Consider the following 15,809-nt stretch of genomic DNA (forward strand, 5'->3'; position numbering starts at 1 on the left):
CAGCCACCCGCCGTAGGGCAGTCAGCTCGTCGTGGACCGCCGGCCGGTCGCCGTCAGCGAGGTGACGACCTGGCGCAGCGTCGGGTGCTCGACGTCGGCGGCCGTGGCCCAGTAGGCGCGGTGCCGGTAGGCCGTGCCGGGCTCCTCGTCGACCCGTCCGCCGTCGCAGCCGAGGTAGCGCCCGCCGCCGAGCCGGACCATGAAGGCGCCCGCCGCGACGTCCCACGAGTTCGTGTGCAGGTCGAAGGTGGCGTCGGCGCGCCCCGTCGCGACCTGGGCCAGACCCAGCGCGCCGCTGCCGAGGGTGCGCACGGCGCCGTAGGCACCCACGAGGCGACCGCTGGCGGCCAGCGCGTCCTCGCCGAACGTCGCGAGGTCGACGCCCCGGGGGAAGGTCGACAGGACGAGGGCGTCGATCTCCCGCTCGACCCGCCTCGGCCGGGCCGGCGTCCCGTTGACGGTCACCCCGGTGACGTCCGCGGCATACACCTCGCCCAGCGCCGGTGCGGCGATGACGCCGGCGACGACGACGTCGTCCACCGCGGCCGCGATCGAGACGCACCAGAACGGCAGCCCGTGGCTGAAGTTCACCGTCCCGTCGATCGGGTCGACGTGCCACGTCACTGGACCCGTGCCGGTCGTGCCGCCCTCCTCACCCACGACGACGCTGCCGGGCACCGCGTCCGTGAGCGCCGCGCGCAGGATCGCCTCGGACGCGTGGTCGTGCTCGGTGACGAGGTCGTGGGGCCCGCCCTTGAGCTCCACCTCCATCGGACGCCGGAAGACGTCGACGAGGTATGCCGCAGCGAGGCCCGCCGCGTGCTCGGCCACTTCGCGGAGACGGACCGACTCGTCGCGGGCCACCGGCGAGGGGGTCACGGGGTGTCGGCGGCGACCGGCATGAGCCAGGCTCGACCTTCCTCGAAGCCCACGTCGAGGAAGTCGCCCTGGGTGAACGTCTCGTGGGCGTGCGGGTCCGCCACCGAGACCACGAGGTTGCCGGCCTCGGTCTCGATGTCGTACTCGATCGCCTCGCCGTAGAACATCGAGGACAGCACCCGGCCCACCGAGCCACCGACCTCGCGGCTGTCGGTCGCGGAGAGGCGCACCGACTCCGGGCGGACCATGAGGGTCACCGCGTCACCGGCGGCGACGGCGGGGTGCTTGCCGACGCTCCACCGCTTGCCGAGGACACCGACCTCGGCGCCGTCGTCGCGCACCTCGTGCACGTCGACGTCGAGGAAGTTGGCGCGACCGATGAAGTCCGCGACGAACACCGACGCGGGGTGGCGGTAGATCTCCTGCGGGGTGTCCACCTGCTCGATGACCCCGACGTTCATGACGACGATCCGGTCCGACATCGTCATGGCCTCGTCCTGGTCGTGCGTGACGAAGATCGTCGTGATGCCGAGGCGGCGCTGGAGCCGGCGGATCTCGCCGCGCATCTGGACCCGCAGCTTGGCGTCGAGGTTGGAGAGCGGCTCGTCGAAGAGCAGCACTTTGGGGCGCATGACGAGGGCCCGGGCCAGGGCGACGCGCTGCTGCTGCCCACCGGACATCTGGTGCGGCGCGCGGTCACGGTAGGGGCCGAGGTTCATCGACGTCAGCGCGGTCTCGACCTCCTCCCTCACGCGGGCCGAGGGGAGCTTCTTGAGCTTGAGGCCGTACGCGACGTTGTCGAAGACGGTCATGTGGGGGAAGAGCGCGTAGGACTGGAAGACCATCGCCATTGGTCGCTTGTTGGGTGCGATCTTGTTGATGACCTCGTCGTCGAGGCGGATCGTGCCGGCGGTGGGCGTCTCGAAGCCGGCGATCATGCGCAGGGTCGTCGTCTTCCCGCAGCCCGACGGCCCGAGCAGCGTGATGAACTCACCCGGCTCGATGTCGAGGTCGATGTCCTTGACCGCGGGGGTGCCGGTCTTGTCGTCGCCGTAGATCTTGCGCAGGTCGCGCAGGGTGACCCGGCCTGGGGTGGCGGTCGCGAGGGCCTCCCGGGCTGACTCGATGGTCGCGTCGGGCTGAGTGGTCATGGCATTCTCCGGGGTGGCGGTCATCGGCGTTGGATGCCGCGGATCGAGGGGTGGAGCATCGCCAGGTTGAGCAGTCCGATGAAGCTCAGCACGATGACGATGAGGATGGCGCAGTAGGCGAAGGCGTTGCCGAACCGGCCAGAGTCGACCTCGGCGAGGATCTGGCTCGTCATGATCTTGGTCTGCGGGGTCGTGATGAACACGATGGGCGACAGCGTGGTCATCGAGCGCGCGAACGCATAGGTCAGGCCGGCGAGCAGAGCCGGGCGGATCAGGGGGAGCGTCACGGTCCTGAACGTCGTCAGGCTGCTGGCCCCGAGGCTGGTCGCCGCCTCGTCGATCGCCGGGTTGATCTGCTGCAGGGCGGAGATGCCGGCCCGCTGCCCCGTGGGAAGCGACCTCGCCACGAACACCATGACGATCGCCATGGCCCCACCGAGGATGGCCGAACCGCCGGCGACCGCGGGGAACCACTGTCTGCCGGCGAAGACCGTGGGCGTGTTGAACGCGATGGCGTAGCCGATGCCGATGACCGTGCCGGGGACGGCCAGACCGAGCATGCCGATGAAGTCCATGAGACCGGAGGTGCGCTTGAGCTTGCGGACGACGAGCCAGGCGATGAGCATGCCGAGCAACCCGGCGATCGGGGTGGCGATGAGGGCGAGCAGGGTGGTCGTGAACATCGCGTCCGAGCCGATGCCCGCGAGGACGAAACGGTAGTGGTCCAACGTGAAGTCGTTGTTGACACCGAAGATCTTGACGAACCCGCCGAAGACCACCGTGGCGTACATGAGGATGACGAGCGAGGCGACGGCGACCGCGACGACGAGCATCGGGATGCGCAGCGCCGGTGCGGTGATGAGCTCGGGGGAGCCGGCCGGCTTGCCCGTGACCGAGACGACGTTCTTGCGGCTGACCCAGTAACGCTGGATGAGGAAGACGCTGAGGGCCGGCAGGAGCAGGACGAGCGAGTATGCCGCCCCGCCGGCGACGTTGTACTCGCCCACGACGGCGAGGTAGGCCCGGGACGCGAGCACCGTGTAGTCGCCGCCCAGGACGAGGGGGTTGGCGAGGTCGGCGATCGACTCGACGAAGAGCAGCAGCACCGACCCGGCGATGCCCGGGATGAGCATCGGCAGGGTGACCGACGTGAAGATCTTGAGCTTGTTGGCGCCGAGGTTGGCGGCGGCCTCGTCGAGGCTGGGGTCGAGGCTCTCGAGCATGCCCTTGAGGTTCATGTAGGCCACGGGGAAGAACGAGAGCGTGAGCACGAGGGTGAGTCCCTTGAGCCCGTAGATGTCGATCTGCTGACCGAAGACACCGTTGCTGATCATGCCGTTGCGCCCGAACAGGGTGATCGCCGCGGTGGCGACGGCGAACGGTGGCGACACGATGGGCATGAGCGAGATGAGGTGCAGGAGCTTCTTGCCGCGGAACTTCAGGCGCACCTGCGCGTAGGCCATGACGAACCCGACCGCGGTCCCGAGCAGGGAGACGATCACCCCGAGCTGGACGGTGTTCCACAGGATGCCGCGGTTGACCGGATTGCTCAGCATGGAGCTGACGATCGACCAGCCCTCGGCGGAGAAGGCCACCGTGAGGATGCGCACCAGCGGCAGACCGACGATGACGGAGAGAAGCAGGGCGACGACGACCACCATCACGAGGAGGGAGATGTCGCGCCCGGAACCGCGACGCGGTCGGGACGAGGGTGAGCTCGTCCCGACCGGGTCGGCGGCTGCGGGCCGCAGCGTTGCGGTCATGTGTGGTCCGGCGCCGTCACTCCTTGGGAGCGGGCGCGACCTCGGCGTCGAACTTCGCGGTCAGGACCTTCTTCTTCTCACCGGCGGCGACGGAGTCGTACTCGACGAGCTTGACCTCGTCGAGCTTGACCATGTCCTCGGTGATCTTGGCGTCCGGGTGGGTCGGGATCTGGAAGCTGCCGACGGTCGGGCCGATGTCCTGGTGGTCGGGGGTGAGCGTCCAGTCGATGAACTTCTTCGCGTTCTCGGCGTTGGGCCCGCCCTTGACCACGGAGACGGCACCGATCTCGTAGCCGCTGCCCTCACTCGGGAAGGTCGACTCGAGCATGTCGAAGCCCTCCTTCTGGTACTTGACGCAGTCGTGGCTGAAGATCACGCCGACCGCGACCTCACCGCGACCCGCCATCTGGCCGGGAGCCGAGCCGCTCTTGGAGTACTGCAGGACGTTCTGGTGGAGCTTGCCGAGGTAGTCGAAGGTCTTGGCCTCGTCCATGCCGTTGAGGACCATCTGCGTCCACACCGCGGTGTAGGACGTCCCCGACGTCGAGGGGTGCGCGATCGCGACCTGCTTCTTGAGCTTCGGGTCGAGGAGCTCGGCCCACGACGTCGGTGCCGCCGTGACGCCGGCCTTGGTGAGCTGGTCCTTGTTGGAGCAGAAGCCGAGCACGCCGACGTAGGTGCCGGTCCACTTGCCGTCCTTGTCCTTGTACTTGTCCGGGATCTTCGCGGCGTTGGCCGACACGTAGGGCTCGATGAGCCCGGAGTTGAAGGCGGCGACGTGGCCGTCGGAGGGCCCGCCGTAGAGGACGTCGAACTCCGGCTTGGACTTCGCGGCGTCGAGGCGGGCCACGCCCTCACCTGAGCTCATGCGCACGAACGAGGTCTTGATGCCCGAGGCCTTGGTGAAGGCTGCGGCCATGGCCTGGCACTGCTCCTCCTGCGGTGTGCAGGCGACGACGACCTCGCCGGTGCCCTTGATCGACCCACCGGCGGAGCTGCTGCTCGACGAGGTGGTGGTGGGGGTCTCCTCGACCGCGCAGCCGGCGAGGAGTGCGGTCACTCCGAGGGGCACGGTGAGGAGAAGTGCGGACGTACGGGTACGGGGCATGGCGGCTGACTCCTTTGTCAATGACCGACCGTGTCGCACACGGCCTGCTGCGCGCTGACACTAGGTGACGCGACGGCCCCCGGGGTCACGGAACGGGCGTCACTCGGTCACTGTTCTGTGACCGAGTCCTCGCCCTCCGACGGCACGACGTAGCGGTAGCCCACGCCTCGCACGCTGCGGATGCAGCCGCGCGCCGCCGGGTCCGACGCCTCGAGCTTGAGCCGCAGGCGGTAGACGGCGGTCTTGAGCAGCTCACGACCCCCGAGCGGCTGGGGGTCGCCCCAGCCGAGGAGCAGAAGCTGGCGGAAGGGCAGGTCCTCGCCCGGGTGCGTCACCAGGGCTGCTACGAGCCGGTACTCGTGCGGCGTGAGGTCGACCCGCTTGCCCTTGACGTATGCCGTGGCCGCCCGCAGGTCGAGGGTCACCGGTCCCGCCTGGGCGATGCTCCCACTGCTCAGCGGAGACCGCCGCACGAGGCCGGCGGCGCGCAGCGCCAGCTCGCGCGGGTGGAACGGCTTCGCGACGTAGTCGGACGCGCCCGCCTCGAGGCCGGCGATGCGCTGCGACGTCTCGCCGAGGGCCGTGAGCAGGATGACGGGCACCGGCCTCGTCGTGGTGATCCGGCGGCAGAGCTCGACGCCGGACATCCCGGGCAGCATGACGTCGAGGACGACGAGGTCGATGTGCTGCTCCGCGAGGACGGCCCAGCCCTCCTCGGCCGAGCCGGCCGTCACCGTGCTGAAGTCCTGCGTCTCCAGCGCGAACGTGATGATGTCGCGCATCGCCGGCTCGTCCTCGACGACGAGCGCCCGCCACGGCTCACTGCTCACCGGGACCCCCGGCCGGGAAGGTGACGAGCATCGTCGTGCCGTGCTGCGCGATGGTGTCGACGAGGATGCGACCGCCGTGCAGCTCGGCGATGTGCGAGGAGATGTAGAGCCCGAGCCCGGTGCCCTCGCCGAGCGGGGCGCCGCTGGAGAACCGCTCGAAGAGGCGCGAGCGCTCCTCCTCGTTCATCCCTCGACCCTGGTCGCTGATGGCGATGACGACGTTCCCGTCGGCGGTGTGACCGCGCACGACCACCGCGTTCCCGGGGGTGTCGTCGTGGCGCAGGGCGTTGCCGACGAGGTTGCTCACGAGCTGGTGGATGAGCTGCGGGTCGAGGTGGACCCGCGTGGGTGGCCCGGGTGCGTCGAGGGCGATCGCGCGGTGGTGGTGCACCTGGCGCAGCTCGCGCACGACCGAGCGCAGGTACGAGCGCAGCTCGACCTGGCGCAGGTGCACCTCGAAGAGCCCCGCCTCGATGCGGGCGTGGGCCAGCAGGTCCTCGGTGAGGGTGATGACGTGCTCGGCGCTGCCGGAGATCGTGTCGACGAACTTGGCCTGGGTCGGGGTGAGCGGTCCGGGCGTCTGCTCGGCGAGGAGGTCGGCGGACCCCTTGATGAGCGCCAGCGGCGTGCGCACCTCGTGGCTGAGGACCGAGACCTGGTCGGCCCGGCGCAGCGCGAGGTCGTGGAGCCGCCCGATCTCGTGGCTGCTCGTGCGCAGGCGCAGGTGGAGACGGCGCACCCACCATCCGAGCAGGACGGTGGTGAGCCCCAGCGTTAGGAGGCCCACCTGCAGGGCCGGTGTCATGGAGGTGACCCTACGACCCGGCGGCACCCGGCATACGCATCCTTCGCGACAGACGGGAGAACGGGTATGCCGGACGGAGAGCCGGGTGGCGAGCACACTGGGGCCATGGGCAACCGGGCCACCAGAGGACTCGTCGTCGCCGTCGCCGCGCTGGTCCTCCTGGCGGTCGGTGCCGGGGTCTTCGCCGCACTGCGCCCGGGACCGCAGCTGGCGGCCGGGTCGCCGGAGGCGAGGGTGCGCGACTACGTCGCCGCGCTGTACGAGCACGACCCCGCCACGGCCGCCGAGCAGCTCGATCCGGACGGCCGGTGCGACGAGGACGACCTGCAGGGAGTCTTCCTCGACGGGCGGGCCCGGGTGGTGCTGCGTGAGAGCGTCACGGAAGGCGACACCGCCAGGGTGCGCGTCGACCTCGTCCGCTCGGGGGCCGGGCCGCTCGGCGGTGGAGAGAACCGGGAGCCGGCCAGCTTCGAGCTGCGCCGCGAGGGTGACCGGTGGGTCATCACCGGTGAGCCCTGGCCGACCTTCTCGTGCAACGCCCCGAAGGAGGGGCGGTGATCTTCTCCCTCGTCCTGCTCGCCGTCCTGGTGGGGGCCGCCGTGGCGGTCGGGAGCGCCCTCAGCCGTCGGCGCCAGCGGGACGCAGCCCCGGGGGCCGGCGCCCCCGTCGAGGGGTCGGGGATCCGCCGGTTCTTCCAGTACCTCCTGCTGGCCGGGCTGCTCTTCGCGTCGGCCTCCGGGGTCACCGGCCTGCTGGGGCGGGTGCTGGACCGCGGCGACGTCCTCGTCGACGACGACGCCGCGCTCGCCCTGCAGCTGACGTTCACCCTCATCGCCCTTCCGTTGTGGGCCCTGCTCGCCCGGTGGACCCGGCGCCGGCTGCACACCGTCCCCGCCGAGGCCGGCTCCACGGGGTGGGCAGTCCACCTCACGGTGGTCGGCCTCGTCTCCCTCGTCGTCGCCATGACCGGCTGGCACGAGGCGCTGTCGGTGCTGCTCCTCCCCGGCCGCGACGACCCCGGCTCCGCCCTCGCGCAGGCACTGGTCTGGTCGCTGGTCTGGGCCCTGCACCACTGGTGGGGGCCGCGGGTCACGCCACGCCGGCACCTGCGACCCCTCCACCTCGTGGGGTCGCTCATCGGTCTCGTCACCGCGGCCACGGGCCTGGTCCGGCTGGTCGCGTCGGCGCTGCGCGTCGTGCTCGACCTCGACGGCGAATCCATCGTGGACACGACGACACCTCGCGTCGTCGAGGCCGGCATCGTCTTCGCCGTCGGCGCCGCGGCGTGGGTGGCCTACTGGCAGCGGCGCGCGGCTCACGACGAGCGCGACGGGCCCTGGCTCGCCCTGGTGCTCCTCGCCGGCGTGGGCGGGGGACTGGTGGCCGCGGTCGCCGCGGTGAGCCTCGCGTCGTACTCCGTCCTCGTCTGGCTGGTCGGCGACCCCCGGGCCGCGAGCGCGAGCGAGCACTTCGCCTCCCTGCCCGGCCAGGTCGCGACGGCGCTGGTGGGGCTGGTGGTGTGGTGGTACCACCGGGTCCTGCTCGACGCGGACGGCGCACCGGAGAGTGCCCCGGGGAGTGCCTCGAAGAGTGTCCCCGAGCGTGCCCCGGAGCGGACCGAGGTGCGGCGGGTGTACGAGTACCTGCTCGCCGCCATCGGGCTCCTCGCCGCGGGCTCCGGCCTGGTGATGCTCATCGTCACCATGGTCGAGGCGGTCGCCGCGGGCCCGGACGTCCTCGCCGGCGCGAGCGCCGTCAACGCGCTGCTCGGCGCCCTCGTGCTGCTGGCCGTCGGGCTGCCGGTGTGGTGGTGGCACTGGAGCCGGGCGCAGCGGGCCCGGTCCGAGCATCCCGCCCCGGAGGTGGTGTCACCGACCCGGCGCGCCTACCTGCTCGTGCTCTTCGGCGTCATGGGCGTGACCGCGGTCGTCACCGTGATGACGCTCGTCTACCTCGTGCTGCAGGACGCCCTGGCCGCGGGCGTCGACGTCGAGACGCTCCGCAGCGTCCGTTTCGCGCTGGGCATCCTCGTGACGACGTCGCTGCTCGCGGCCTACCACTGGACGGTCTTCCGCGCCGACCGGGACGAGACCGAGGAGCTGGAGCGTGCGGGTCTGCTGCCGGCCCGTCCGGGGACGCCGCCGCAGGCGCCACCTCCGCAGGCCGCCCGCCGACGGCGTGTCCTGCTCGTCGGCGCCGGGGACGGCGCGTCGGCCGAGCTGCGCGGCGACGGCCTCGACCTCGAGCTCGTCCGGCGCACCGACGTCACCGTGCCGGCCGCGTCGGTCGGCGAGCTCCGGGAGGTCCTCGCCCGGTACCCGGAGGGAGACCTGCTCCTGCTCGAGGAACCCGACGGCCTCCGCGTCGTGCCCATCCAGCACGACCGCTGACCGCGGCTAGGTTGGGGCCCATGCTGCGCGTGGGTCTCACCGGGGGAATCGGGTCGGGCAAGTCCACGGTCGCGCGTTGCCTGGCCGACCTCGGTGCGGTCGTCGTCGACGCCGACGCCGTCGCCCGTGAGGTCGTCGAACCCGGTATGCCGGCCCTCGCCGCCGTCCGTGACCGCTTCGGGGACGCCGTGTTCGGCTCCGACGGATCGCTGGACCGGACGGCCCTCGGGCGCGTCGTCTTCGGGGACGCGGGTGCGCTGGCCGACCTCGAGGCGATCACCCACCCGGCCATCTGGCGCCGGAGCGACGAGCTCATGGCTGCGGCCGACGACGACGCGGTGCTCGTCCACGACATGCCGCTCATCGTCGAGAAGGCCATGGGCGACCGCTACCACCTCGTCGTCGTCGTGGGCGCGTCGCAGGAGTCGCGGCTCGAGCGGCTCGTCTGGGACCGCGGCATGGACCCCGCCGACGGCCGCTCCCGGATCGGCGCCCAGGCCGACGACGACGCCCGCAGGGCCGCCGCCGACGTCTGGCTCGACAACGAGGGGAGCCGCGACCACCTCGACGTCGAGGTCCGCAGGCTCTGGGGCGAGCGGCTGGAACCCTTCAACGAGAACCTCGTCCACCGCACTCGTGCCGTCCGTCCGGACCCGCTCACCCTGAGCCAGCCCAGGGTCGAGTGGCCCGCGGAGGCGGCGCGGCTGGTGGCGCGGATCCGGCGCGCCCTGGGGGAGCGGGCCGTCACGGTGGACCACATCGGCTCCACCGCGGTTCCCGGTCTCGTCGCGAAGGACGTCATCGACCTGCAGGTCGGGGTCCGTGCGCTCGCCGAGGCCGACGACCGGGAGTTCGTGGACGCCCTGTGGCGGGCCGGCTTCCCCCGCGTGGGCGACACGGCGCAGGACAACGCCAAGGACGGCGGCGCGTGGCCCAAGCGGTTCCACGGCAGCGCGGACCCAGGTCGGATCGCGCACGTCCACGTGCGGGAGGTGGACGGTCCGGGCCACCGGTGGGCGCTGGCCTTCCGTGACTGGCTCCGGGTGGACGACGCCGCACGCGCGGAGTACGCCGCGCTCAAGCTGGAGCTCGTCGGCCGGGGGCTGTCGGCGTCGGACTACGCGGGCGCCAAGGAGCCGTGGTTCGACGCCGTCCACGACCGGGTGACGGGTCACTCCCCGGGGTAGCGCACCCCGACCTGGGCCCGGACCTCGTCGAGGACCTCCATGATCCGCAGGGTCTCGGCAGCCGGCAGGAGCGGGCTCTCGGTCAGCCCGGCGTCGACGCAGCGGGCCGCCTCGCACGCCTCGAAGTGCAGCCCGTGGGCGCGGCTCGACGGCTCCCACGACACGTCGGTCTCGGCGTCCCGCGAGACGAAGCGGACCCGCGACGGGCCGTACCAGCGGTTGTTGCGGTCGTCGGGGTCCCCGAGTTCGAGGCGCCCCTTCGTGCCGTTGATGCTCGCCGTCGTCGGGGTGCGCGACGTCATGGTGGCGTGGAGGAGCCCGCGACCGCCTCGGGAGCCGGTGACGAGCAGGGTGTCCTCGGCGTCGACGCCCTCGTCGGTGAGGCGGCCGGTGGCGGTGACCGCGTCGATGCCACCCAGGGCGAAGGACGCGAACGACGTCGGGTAGATCCCGAGGTCGAGCAGCGCACCGCCGGCGAGCGCGGGGTCGGAGAGCCGCTGCGGGCCGCCGGGGTACAGCGGCTGACCGTGGTCGGCGAAGACGTTCTCGACCTCGCCGAGCAGGCCCTGCTCGAGGCACTGGCGAACCACGTCGATGCCGGGGAGGAAGCGCGTCCACATGGCCTCCATGGCGAGCAGACCCTTGCTCGCGGCCGTGTCGAGGACCGCGCGGGCCTCGGCGGCGTTGCGGGTGAACGCCTTCTCGACGAGGACGGGCTTGCCGGCGCCCAGGGCGAGCAGCGCCTGCGCGTGGTGTTCCGAGTGCGGCGTCGCGACGTAGACGATGTCGACGTCGGGGTCGGCGACCAGCTCGTCGTACGACCCGTATGCCGTGTGCGCACCGAAGTCGTCCGCGAACGACCGCGCCCGGCCGAGGTCGCGGGAGGCGACCGCCTGGATCACCTGGTCGGTCTCGGCCCGGACCGCGGTGGACCACTCGCGGGCGATGTACCCGGGGCCGAGGATGCCCCACCGGAGCGTCGGGGCCGAGCGGGGGTCGGGGGTGCGGGGTGTCGGCAGCGTCATGGTCACGGCACCATCCTCGCACTGTCGGTGGGACGGCATACCGTGGTCGTATGCGTCCCACCACCGACCTCAAGCGCACCGTCGCACCGTTCCAGGTCGTGTCCGACTTCCAGCCCGCCGGTGACCAGCCGGCGGCGATCGCCCAGCTCACCGAGCGGATCAACGCCGGCCAGCAGAACGTCGTCCTGCTCGGTGCCACGGGCACCGGCAAGTCCGCGACGACCGCCTGGCTCGTCGAGCAGGTGCAGCGCCCCACCCTCGTCATGGCGCCCAACAAGACGCTGGCGGCGCAGCTCGCCAACGAGTTCCGTGAGCTGCTGCCCAACAACGCGGTCGAGTACTTCGTCAGCTACTACGACTACTTCCAGCCCGAGGCCTACGTCCCGCAGACGGACACCTACATCGAGAAGGACTCCTCGATCAACGACGAGGTCGAGCGGCTGCGGCACTCGGCGACCAACTCGCTGCTCACCCGGCGCGACGTCATCGTCGTCGCCTCCGTCTCGTGCATCTACGGCCTCGGCACCCCGCAGGAGTACGTCGACAAGATGGTCCAGTTGCGCGTCGGTGACGAGCTCGACCGCGACGACCTGCTGCGCCGCTTCGTCCAGATGCAGTACACCCGCAACGACCTCGCCTTCACCCGCGGGACGTTCCGGGTCCGGGGCGACACCGTCGAGATCATCCCGCAGTACGAAGAGCTCGCCGTGCGCATCGAGTTCTTCGGTGACGAGATCGACAAGATCTACACACTGCACCCGCTCACCGGCGAGATCGTGCGCGAGGAGACCGAGATGTACGTCTTCCCCGCCTCGCACTACGTCGCCGGTCCCGACCGGATGGAGCGCGCGATCGCCGGCATCGAGCACGAGCTCGAGGAGCAGCTCAGGACGTTCGAGAGCCAGGGCAAGATGCTCGAGGCCCAGCGCCTGCGCATGCGCACGACCTACGACATCGAGATGATGCGCCAGGTCGGGTCGTGCTCGGGCATCGAGAACTACTCGATGCACCTCGACGGGCGCACCGCCGGGACGGCGCCCAACTGCCTGCTCGACTACTTCCCCGAGGACTTCCTCCTCGTCCTCGACGAGTCGCACGTGACGGTGCCGCAGATCGGCGCTATGTACGAGGGCGACGCCTCACGCAAGCGGACCCTCGTCGACCATGGCTTCCGGCTCCCGTCGGCGATGGACAACCGCCCGCTCAAGTGGGAGGAGTTCCTCGAGCGGATCGGCCAGACGGTGTACCTGTCGGCGACGCCGGGCAACTACGAGATCGCCCGGGCCGACAGCGTGGTCGAGCAGATCATCCGCCCGACCGGGCTCGTCGACCCCGAGATCGTCCTCAAGCCGACCAAGGGCCAGATCGACGACCTCCTCCACGAGATCAACCTCCGGGCCTCCCGCAACGAGCGCGTCCTCGTCACCACCCTCACCAAGAAGATGGCCGAGGACCTCACCGACTACCTCCTCGACAAGGGCGTGCGGGTCCGCTACCTCCACTCCGACATCGACACCCTGCGCCGCGTTGAGCTGCTGCGCGAGCTGCGGCTCGGCGAGTACGACGTCCTCATCGGCATCAACCTCCTGCGCGAGGGGCTCGACCTTCCCGAGGTCTCGCTCGTCTCGATCCTCGACGCCGACAAGGAGGGCTTCCTCCGGTCGGCCCGCTCGCTGATCCAGACGATCGGTCGTGCCGCGCGCAACGTCTCCGGCCAGGTCCACATGTACGCCGACAAGATCACCCCGTCGATGGCCGAGGCCGTCGAGGAGACCTCGCGTCGGCGCGAGAAGCAGATCGCCTACAACACCGAGCGCGGCCTCGACCCGCAGCCGCTGCGCAAGAAGATCGCCGACATCACCGACATGCTCGAGCGCGAGGACGCCGACACCGACGCCCTCCTCGGGTCGGGCCGGGCCCGTTCGCGGGGCAAGTCCGACGGTGGCCGGGGTGGGCGTGGCGCCCTCGCGGCCGACGCCTCGGTCGTGGGCGCTGGGCGTCTCGACAACATGGCGGCGGGCGACCTCGCGAACCTCATCCAGGAGCTCACCACCCAGATGCACCAGGCGGCGTCCGACCTTCACTTCGAGCTGGCGGCGCGCCTGCGCGACGAGGTCGGAGACCTCAAGAAGGAGCTCCGCCAGATGAGCGAAGCGACGAAGTGACCCGATGACCCCCGAGGAGGTCGCCGCCTACGCCCTGGCCAAGCCCGGTGCCTGGGCCGACCAGCCGTGGGAGGGCGACGACGTCGCCAAGGTCGGCGACAAGATCTTCGCCTTCCTCGGGCGGACCGGGGTGGGCGTCAAGCTCGGCAGCCGGGCGGAGGCCGACGAGTGGATCGCCGAGTTCCCGCAGGACGCCGGCGTCATGGCCTACATCGGCCGGCACGGGTGGAACACGCTCACCGTCGGGGGCGCCATCCCCGACGAGGCGATCCGCGAGGCGGTCGACACCTCGTACGACCTCGTCGTGGCCAAGCTCCCGCGCGGTCAGCGCCCGCCGAGCTCGTCGAGCAGCTCGAGCTGACGCGCCCACACGGCCGAGTCGGTGTCGATGACGACGAAGTGGTCGCCGTCCACCTCCACGAGCCGTGCGTCGCCACCCGCCGCCGTGGCCGCCGTGACGTAGTCGGCTGACTGGCTGAGCGGCACGACGTCGTCGGCCCGCCCGTGGACGCACCGGACGGGCACGTCGAGCGGCACCTGCTGGCGCGGGTCGTAGGCGAGGTCCGCCCTCGTCGGGGCGTGCCCGAGCAGCTTGGCCGCCGCGTGGTCGCCGAGGTCGTCGCTCTCGGCACCCACGAGGTCGAGGACCCCTGCCTGCGAGATCGCCCCGGTGACGACGACCTGCGCGCCGGCCCACTGCGGGTGGCGCTGCCGTCCCGCGGCCCAGACCGCCAGGTGCCCGCCCGCGGAGTGCCCGAGGGTGAGGAGCGTGGAGGTGTCGAGGCCGTCGACGGTGCCGAGGCGCTCGATGGCCGCGTGGACGTCGTCGAGCGTGGCCGGGGCGCCACCGCCGTTGCCAACTCGGCGGTACTCGATGTTCCAGGTGGTCCACCCCTGCTTAGCGAGCGACGCGGCGAGCGGACGGCCGAGCTCGAGGTCGTACTCGGCCTTCCAGAAGCCGCCGTGGATGATGACGACGACCCCCTTGCTCGCCCCGTCCGGACGGGTCAGCTCGCCGAACTGGCTCGGGTCCTCGCCGTAGGTGAGGCGCATGGGTCGGGTCCTCTCGACGGGCTCGGCGGCTGGGTCGGTGCCTGTCGTCGCCGTGCTGCACGCCGTGAGCGGGAGGGCCGCGACGACGGCCAGCAGCGACCTGCGAGTGGGCACCGTCGCACCCTATGCCGCCCAACTCGGTTCGCGAACCGGTCCGTCACTCGCAGGTCGGTTCGAACAGGTTCGGGAGCCACCCGACGGTTCGCGAACCCTTTTGTGCTGGGCGGCGGGCCCCCTCCGCTCGGGACAATTCTCGCGATGCGCTCCGCGCATGCGAGAATTGCCCGAGCGGAGGGGAGTATCCCCAGCGCGGACTCCTCGTCATCACGGCCACCAGTGGCCCGGGGATCCGGTCCGGCCCCCAGGGCGGGAGAGACCTCCGGGCCGACACGTCCCCGACCCCGTAAGGTTTTCCGCGTGCATTCACTCTCCGCCCTGTCGACGGCCACGCCCTCGATGAACATCGCCACCTGGCAGTGGTTCCTCACCATCGGCGTCGCCGCCGCGGTGCTGATCTTCGACGTCGTGATGATCGCCCGCAACCCGCACCGGCCCTCGACGAAGGAGCTCAGCCTCACGCTGTCGTTCTACGTCGGTGCCGCGGTCGTCTTCGGCCTCTGGGTCTGGCTCAGCCACGGCAGCCAGCTCGCCGGTGAGTTCTACGCCGGATGGCTGACCGAGTACTCGCTCTCGGTCGACAACCTCTTCATCTTCCTGCTCATCATGGCGAAGTTCGCCGTGCCCGAGAAGTTCCAGCAGACCGCCCTCATGTGGGGCATCATCATCGCGATCGTCCTGCGCGGCATCTTCATCTGGCTCGGCGCCGCGGCGATCAACAACTTCTCGTGGGTCTTCTACATCTTCGGCGCGTTCCTCATCTACACCGCGGTCAAGCTCGCGACCGAGGGTGAGAGCGACGACGAGGAGTACGAGGAGAACCGCTTCATGAAGTGGGTCGAGAAGACCCTGCCGTCCACGAAGGAGTGGAGCGGCAAGCTCCTCGTCAAGGAGAACGCCAAGCGGGTCGTCACGCCGCTGTTCATCGTCGTCGTTGCCCTCGGCACCACCGACCTGCTGTTCGCGCTCGACTCGATCCCCGCGATCTACGGCCTCACCAAGGAGCCGTACCTCGTGCTCACGGCGAACCTCTTCGCCCTCATGGGTCTGCGCCAGCTGTACTTCCTGCTCGGCGGCCTGCTCCAGAAGCTCGTCTACCTCAGCCTGGGACTGTCGGTGCTGCTGGCCTTCATCGGCGTCAAGCTCATCCTGCACGCCCTCCACGAGAACGAGCTCCCCTTCATCAACGGCGGCGAGCACCTCGAGGTGTGGGACATCCCCATCTCCGTGTCCCTCGGCGCCATCGTCGTCATCCTCGGGGTGACGACCGTCGCGAGCCTCTGGAAGACCAAGCGCGACGAGAAGGCCGAGATCAACGCCTGACCTCCGCACCCGG

The 15,809-nt window shown here is 70.8% G+C and carries 14 protein-coding genes; 6 read left to right on the forward strand and 8 right to left on the reverse strand.

Features of this window, described 5'->3' with window-relative positions; genetic code table 11:
- Positions 1 to 21: 21 nt before the first annotated feature.
- From AC3EU2_RS15510 to AC3EU2_RS15535, 6 genes are all read right to left on the reverse strand, one after another.
- Positions 22 to 879 carry an inositol monophosphatase family protein gene (locus AC3EU2_RS15510; protein WP_488177182.1) on the reverse strand — a complete coding sequence of 286 codons (858 nt, stop codon included), beginning with the start codon at positions 877 to 879 and terminating at the stop codon, positions 22 to 24.
- On the reverse strand, positions 876 to 2,030 hold the full coding sequence (locus AC3EU2_RS15515) for an ABC transporter ATP-binding protein (protein WP_488177183.1): 1,155 nt from the start codon (positions 2,028 to 2,030) through the stop codon (positions 876 to 878). Before AC3EU2_RS15515 ends, AC3EU2_RS15510 begins: the two co-directional genes overlap by 4 nt.
- 20 nt (positions 2,031 to 2,050) lie before the next feature.
- A complete protein-coding gene (locus AC3EU2_RS15520; protein ID WP_488177184.1) occupies positions 2,051 to 3,793 on the reverse strand; it encodes an ABC transporter permease in 1,743 nt (580 codons plus the stop codon).
- A gap of 16 nt (positions 3,794 to 3,809) precedes the next feature.
- Positions 3,810 to 4,901 (reverse strand): ABC transporter substrate-binding protein, encoded by a 1,092-nt coding sequence (locus AC3EU2_RS15525; RefSeq protein ID WP_488177185.1) that lies wholly within the window; start codon positions 4,899 to 4,901, stop codon positions 3,810 to 3,812.
- A gap of 107 nt (positions 4,902 to 5,008) precedes the next feature.
- Positions 5,009 to 5,731 carry a response regulator transcription factor gene (locus AC3EU2_RS15530; RefSeq protein WP_488177186.1) on the reverse strand — a complete coding sequence of 241 codons (723 nt, stop codon included), beginning with the start codon at positions 5,729 to 5,731 and terminating at the stop codon, positions 5,009 to 5,011.
- Entirely contained in the window at positions 5,721 to 6,536 is an 816-nt protein-coding gene (locus AC3EU2_RS15535) for a sensor histidine kinase (protein WP_488177187.1), read from the reverse strand. The genes AC3EU2_RS15530 and AC3EU2_RS15535 overlap by 11 nt, the downstream gene beginning before the upstream one ends.
- Positions 6,537 to 6,641: 105 nt before the next feature.
- On the opposite strand from AC3EU2_RS15535, the gene AC3EU2_RS15540 reads away from it, so the two are divergent.
- The 3 genes from AC3EU2_RS15540 to coaE are packed head-to-tail and all read left to right on the forward strand — an operon-like array spanning position 6,642 to position 10,113.
- Positions 6,642 to 7,094 (forward strand): nuclear transport factor 2 family protein, encoded by a 453-nt coding sequence (locus AC3EU2_RS15540; protein WP_488177188.1) that lies wholly within the window; start codon positions 6,642 to 6,644, stop codon positions 7,092 to 7,094.
- A complete protein-coding gene (locus AC3EU2_RS15545) occupies positions 7,091 to 8,926 on the forward strand; it encodes a DUF5671 domain-containing protein (RefSeq protein WP_488177189.1) in 1,836 nt (611 codons plus the stop codon). The genes AC3EU2_RS15540 and AC3EU2_RS15545 overlap by 4 nt, the downstream gene beginning before the upstream one ends.
- 20 nt (positions 8,927 to 8,946) lie before the next feature.
- Positions 8,947 to 10,113: a dephospho-CoA kinase gene (coaE, locus tag AC3EU2_RS15550; RefSeq protein WP_488177190.1), complete on the forward strand. Its 1,167-nt coding sequence runs from the start codon at positions 8,947 to 8,949 to the stop codon at positions 10,111 to 10,113.
- On the opposite strand, the gene AC3EU2_RS15555 is transcribed toward coaE, so the two are convergent.
- Positions 10,098 to 11,138 (reverse strand): Gfo/Idh/MocA family protein, encoded by a 1,041-nt coding sequence (locus tag AC3EU2_RS15555; RefSeq protein WP_488179501.1) that lies wholly within the window; start codon positions 11,136 to 11,138, stop codon positions 10,098 to 10,100. The genes coaE and AC3EU2_RS15555 overlap by 16 nt on opposite strands.
- A 50-nt stretch (positions 11,139 to 11,188) precedes the next feature.
- On the opposite strand from AC3EU2_RS15555, the gene uvrB reads away from it, so the two are divergent.
- Both uvrB and AC3EU2_RS15565 read left to right on the forward strand, forming a co-directional pair.
- Positions 11,189 to 13,303 (forward strand): excinuclease ABC subunit UvrB, encoded by a 2,115-nt coding sequence (gene uvrB, locus AC3EU2_RS15560; protein WP_488177191.1) that lies wholly within the window; start codon positions 11,189 to 11,191, stop codon positions 13,301 to 13,303.
- Positions 13,304 to 13,307: 4 nt separating this feature from the next.
- Entirely contained in the window at positions 13,308 to 13,664 is a 357-nt protein-coding gene (locus AC3EU2_RS15565; RefSeq protein WP_488177192.1) for an MmcQ/YjbR family DNA-binding protein, read from the forward strand.
- On the opposite strand, the gene AC3EU2_RS15570 is transcribed toward AC3EU2_RS15565, so the two are convergent.
- Positions 13,628 to 14,470: an alpha/beta hydrolase family protein gene (locus AC3EU2_RS15570; RefSeq protein WP_488177193.1), complete on the reverse strand. Its 843-nt coding sequence runs from the start codon at positions 14,468 to 14,470 to the stop codon at positions 13,628 to 13,630. The two genes, AC3EU2_RS15565 and AC3EU2_RS15570, sit on opposite strands and share 37 nt — an antisense overlap.
- Before the next feature lie 342 nt (positions 14,471 to 14,812).
- Between AC3EU2_RS15570 and AC3EU2_RS15575 the strand changes: the two genes are divergently transcribed.
- The gene (locus tag AC3EU2_RS15575) at positions 14,813 to 15,796 is read left to right on the forward strand and encodes a TerC family protein (RefSeq protein ID WP_488179502.1); all 984 of its coding nucleotides are present in this window, start codon (positions 14,813 to 14,815) and stop codon (positions 15,794 to 15,796) included.
- The last annotated feature ends 13 nt before the right edge of the window (positions 15,797 to 15,809 follow it).

The sequence above is a fragment of the Knoellia sp. B-D-2 genome (genome assembly GCF_057714695.1).

Coding starts and splice junctions, on each gene's coding strand:
- AC3EU2_RS15520 (WP_488177184.1), bottom strand. CDS start 3,793: ATGACCGCAACGCTGCGGCCCGCAGCCGCCGACCCGGTCGGGACGAGC.
- coaE (WP_488177190.1), top strand. CDS start 8,947: ATGCTGCGCGTGGGTCTCACCGGGGGAATCGGGTCGGGCAAGTCCACG.
- AC3EU2_RS15540 (WP_488177188.1), top strand. CDS start 6,642: ATGGGCAACCGGGCCACCAGAGGACTCGTCGTCGCCGTCGCCGCGCTG.
- AC3EU2_RS15555 (WP_488179501.1), bottom strand. CDS start 11,138: ATGACGCTGCCGACACCCCGCACCCCCGACCCCCGCTCGGCCCCGACG.
- AC3EU2_RS15515 (WP_488177183.1), bottom strand. CDS start 2,030: ATGACCACTCAGCCCGACGCGACCATCGAGTCAGCCCGGGAGGCCCTC.
- uvrB (WP_488177191.1), top strand. CDS start 11,189: ATGCGTCCCACCACCGACCTCAAGCGCACCGTCGCACCGTTCCAGGTC.
- AC3EU2_RS15575 (WP_488179502.1), top strand. CDS start 14,813: ATGAACATCGCCACCTGGCAGTGGTTCCTCACCATCGGCGTCGCCGCC.
- AC3EU2_RS15525 (WP_488177185.1), bottom strand. CDS start 4,901: ATGCCCCGTACCCGTACGTCCGCACTTCTCCTCACCGTGCCCCTCGGA.
- AC3EU2_RS15565 (WP_488177192.1), top strand. CDS start 13,308: ATGACCCCCGAGGAGGTCGCCGCCTACGCCCTGGCCAAGCCCGGTGCC.
- AC3EU2_RS15535 (WP_488177187.1), bottom strand. CDS start 6,536: ATGACACCGGCCCTGCAGGTGGGCCTCCTAACGCTGGGGCTCACCACC.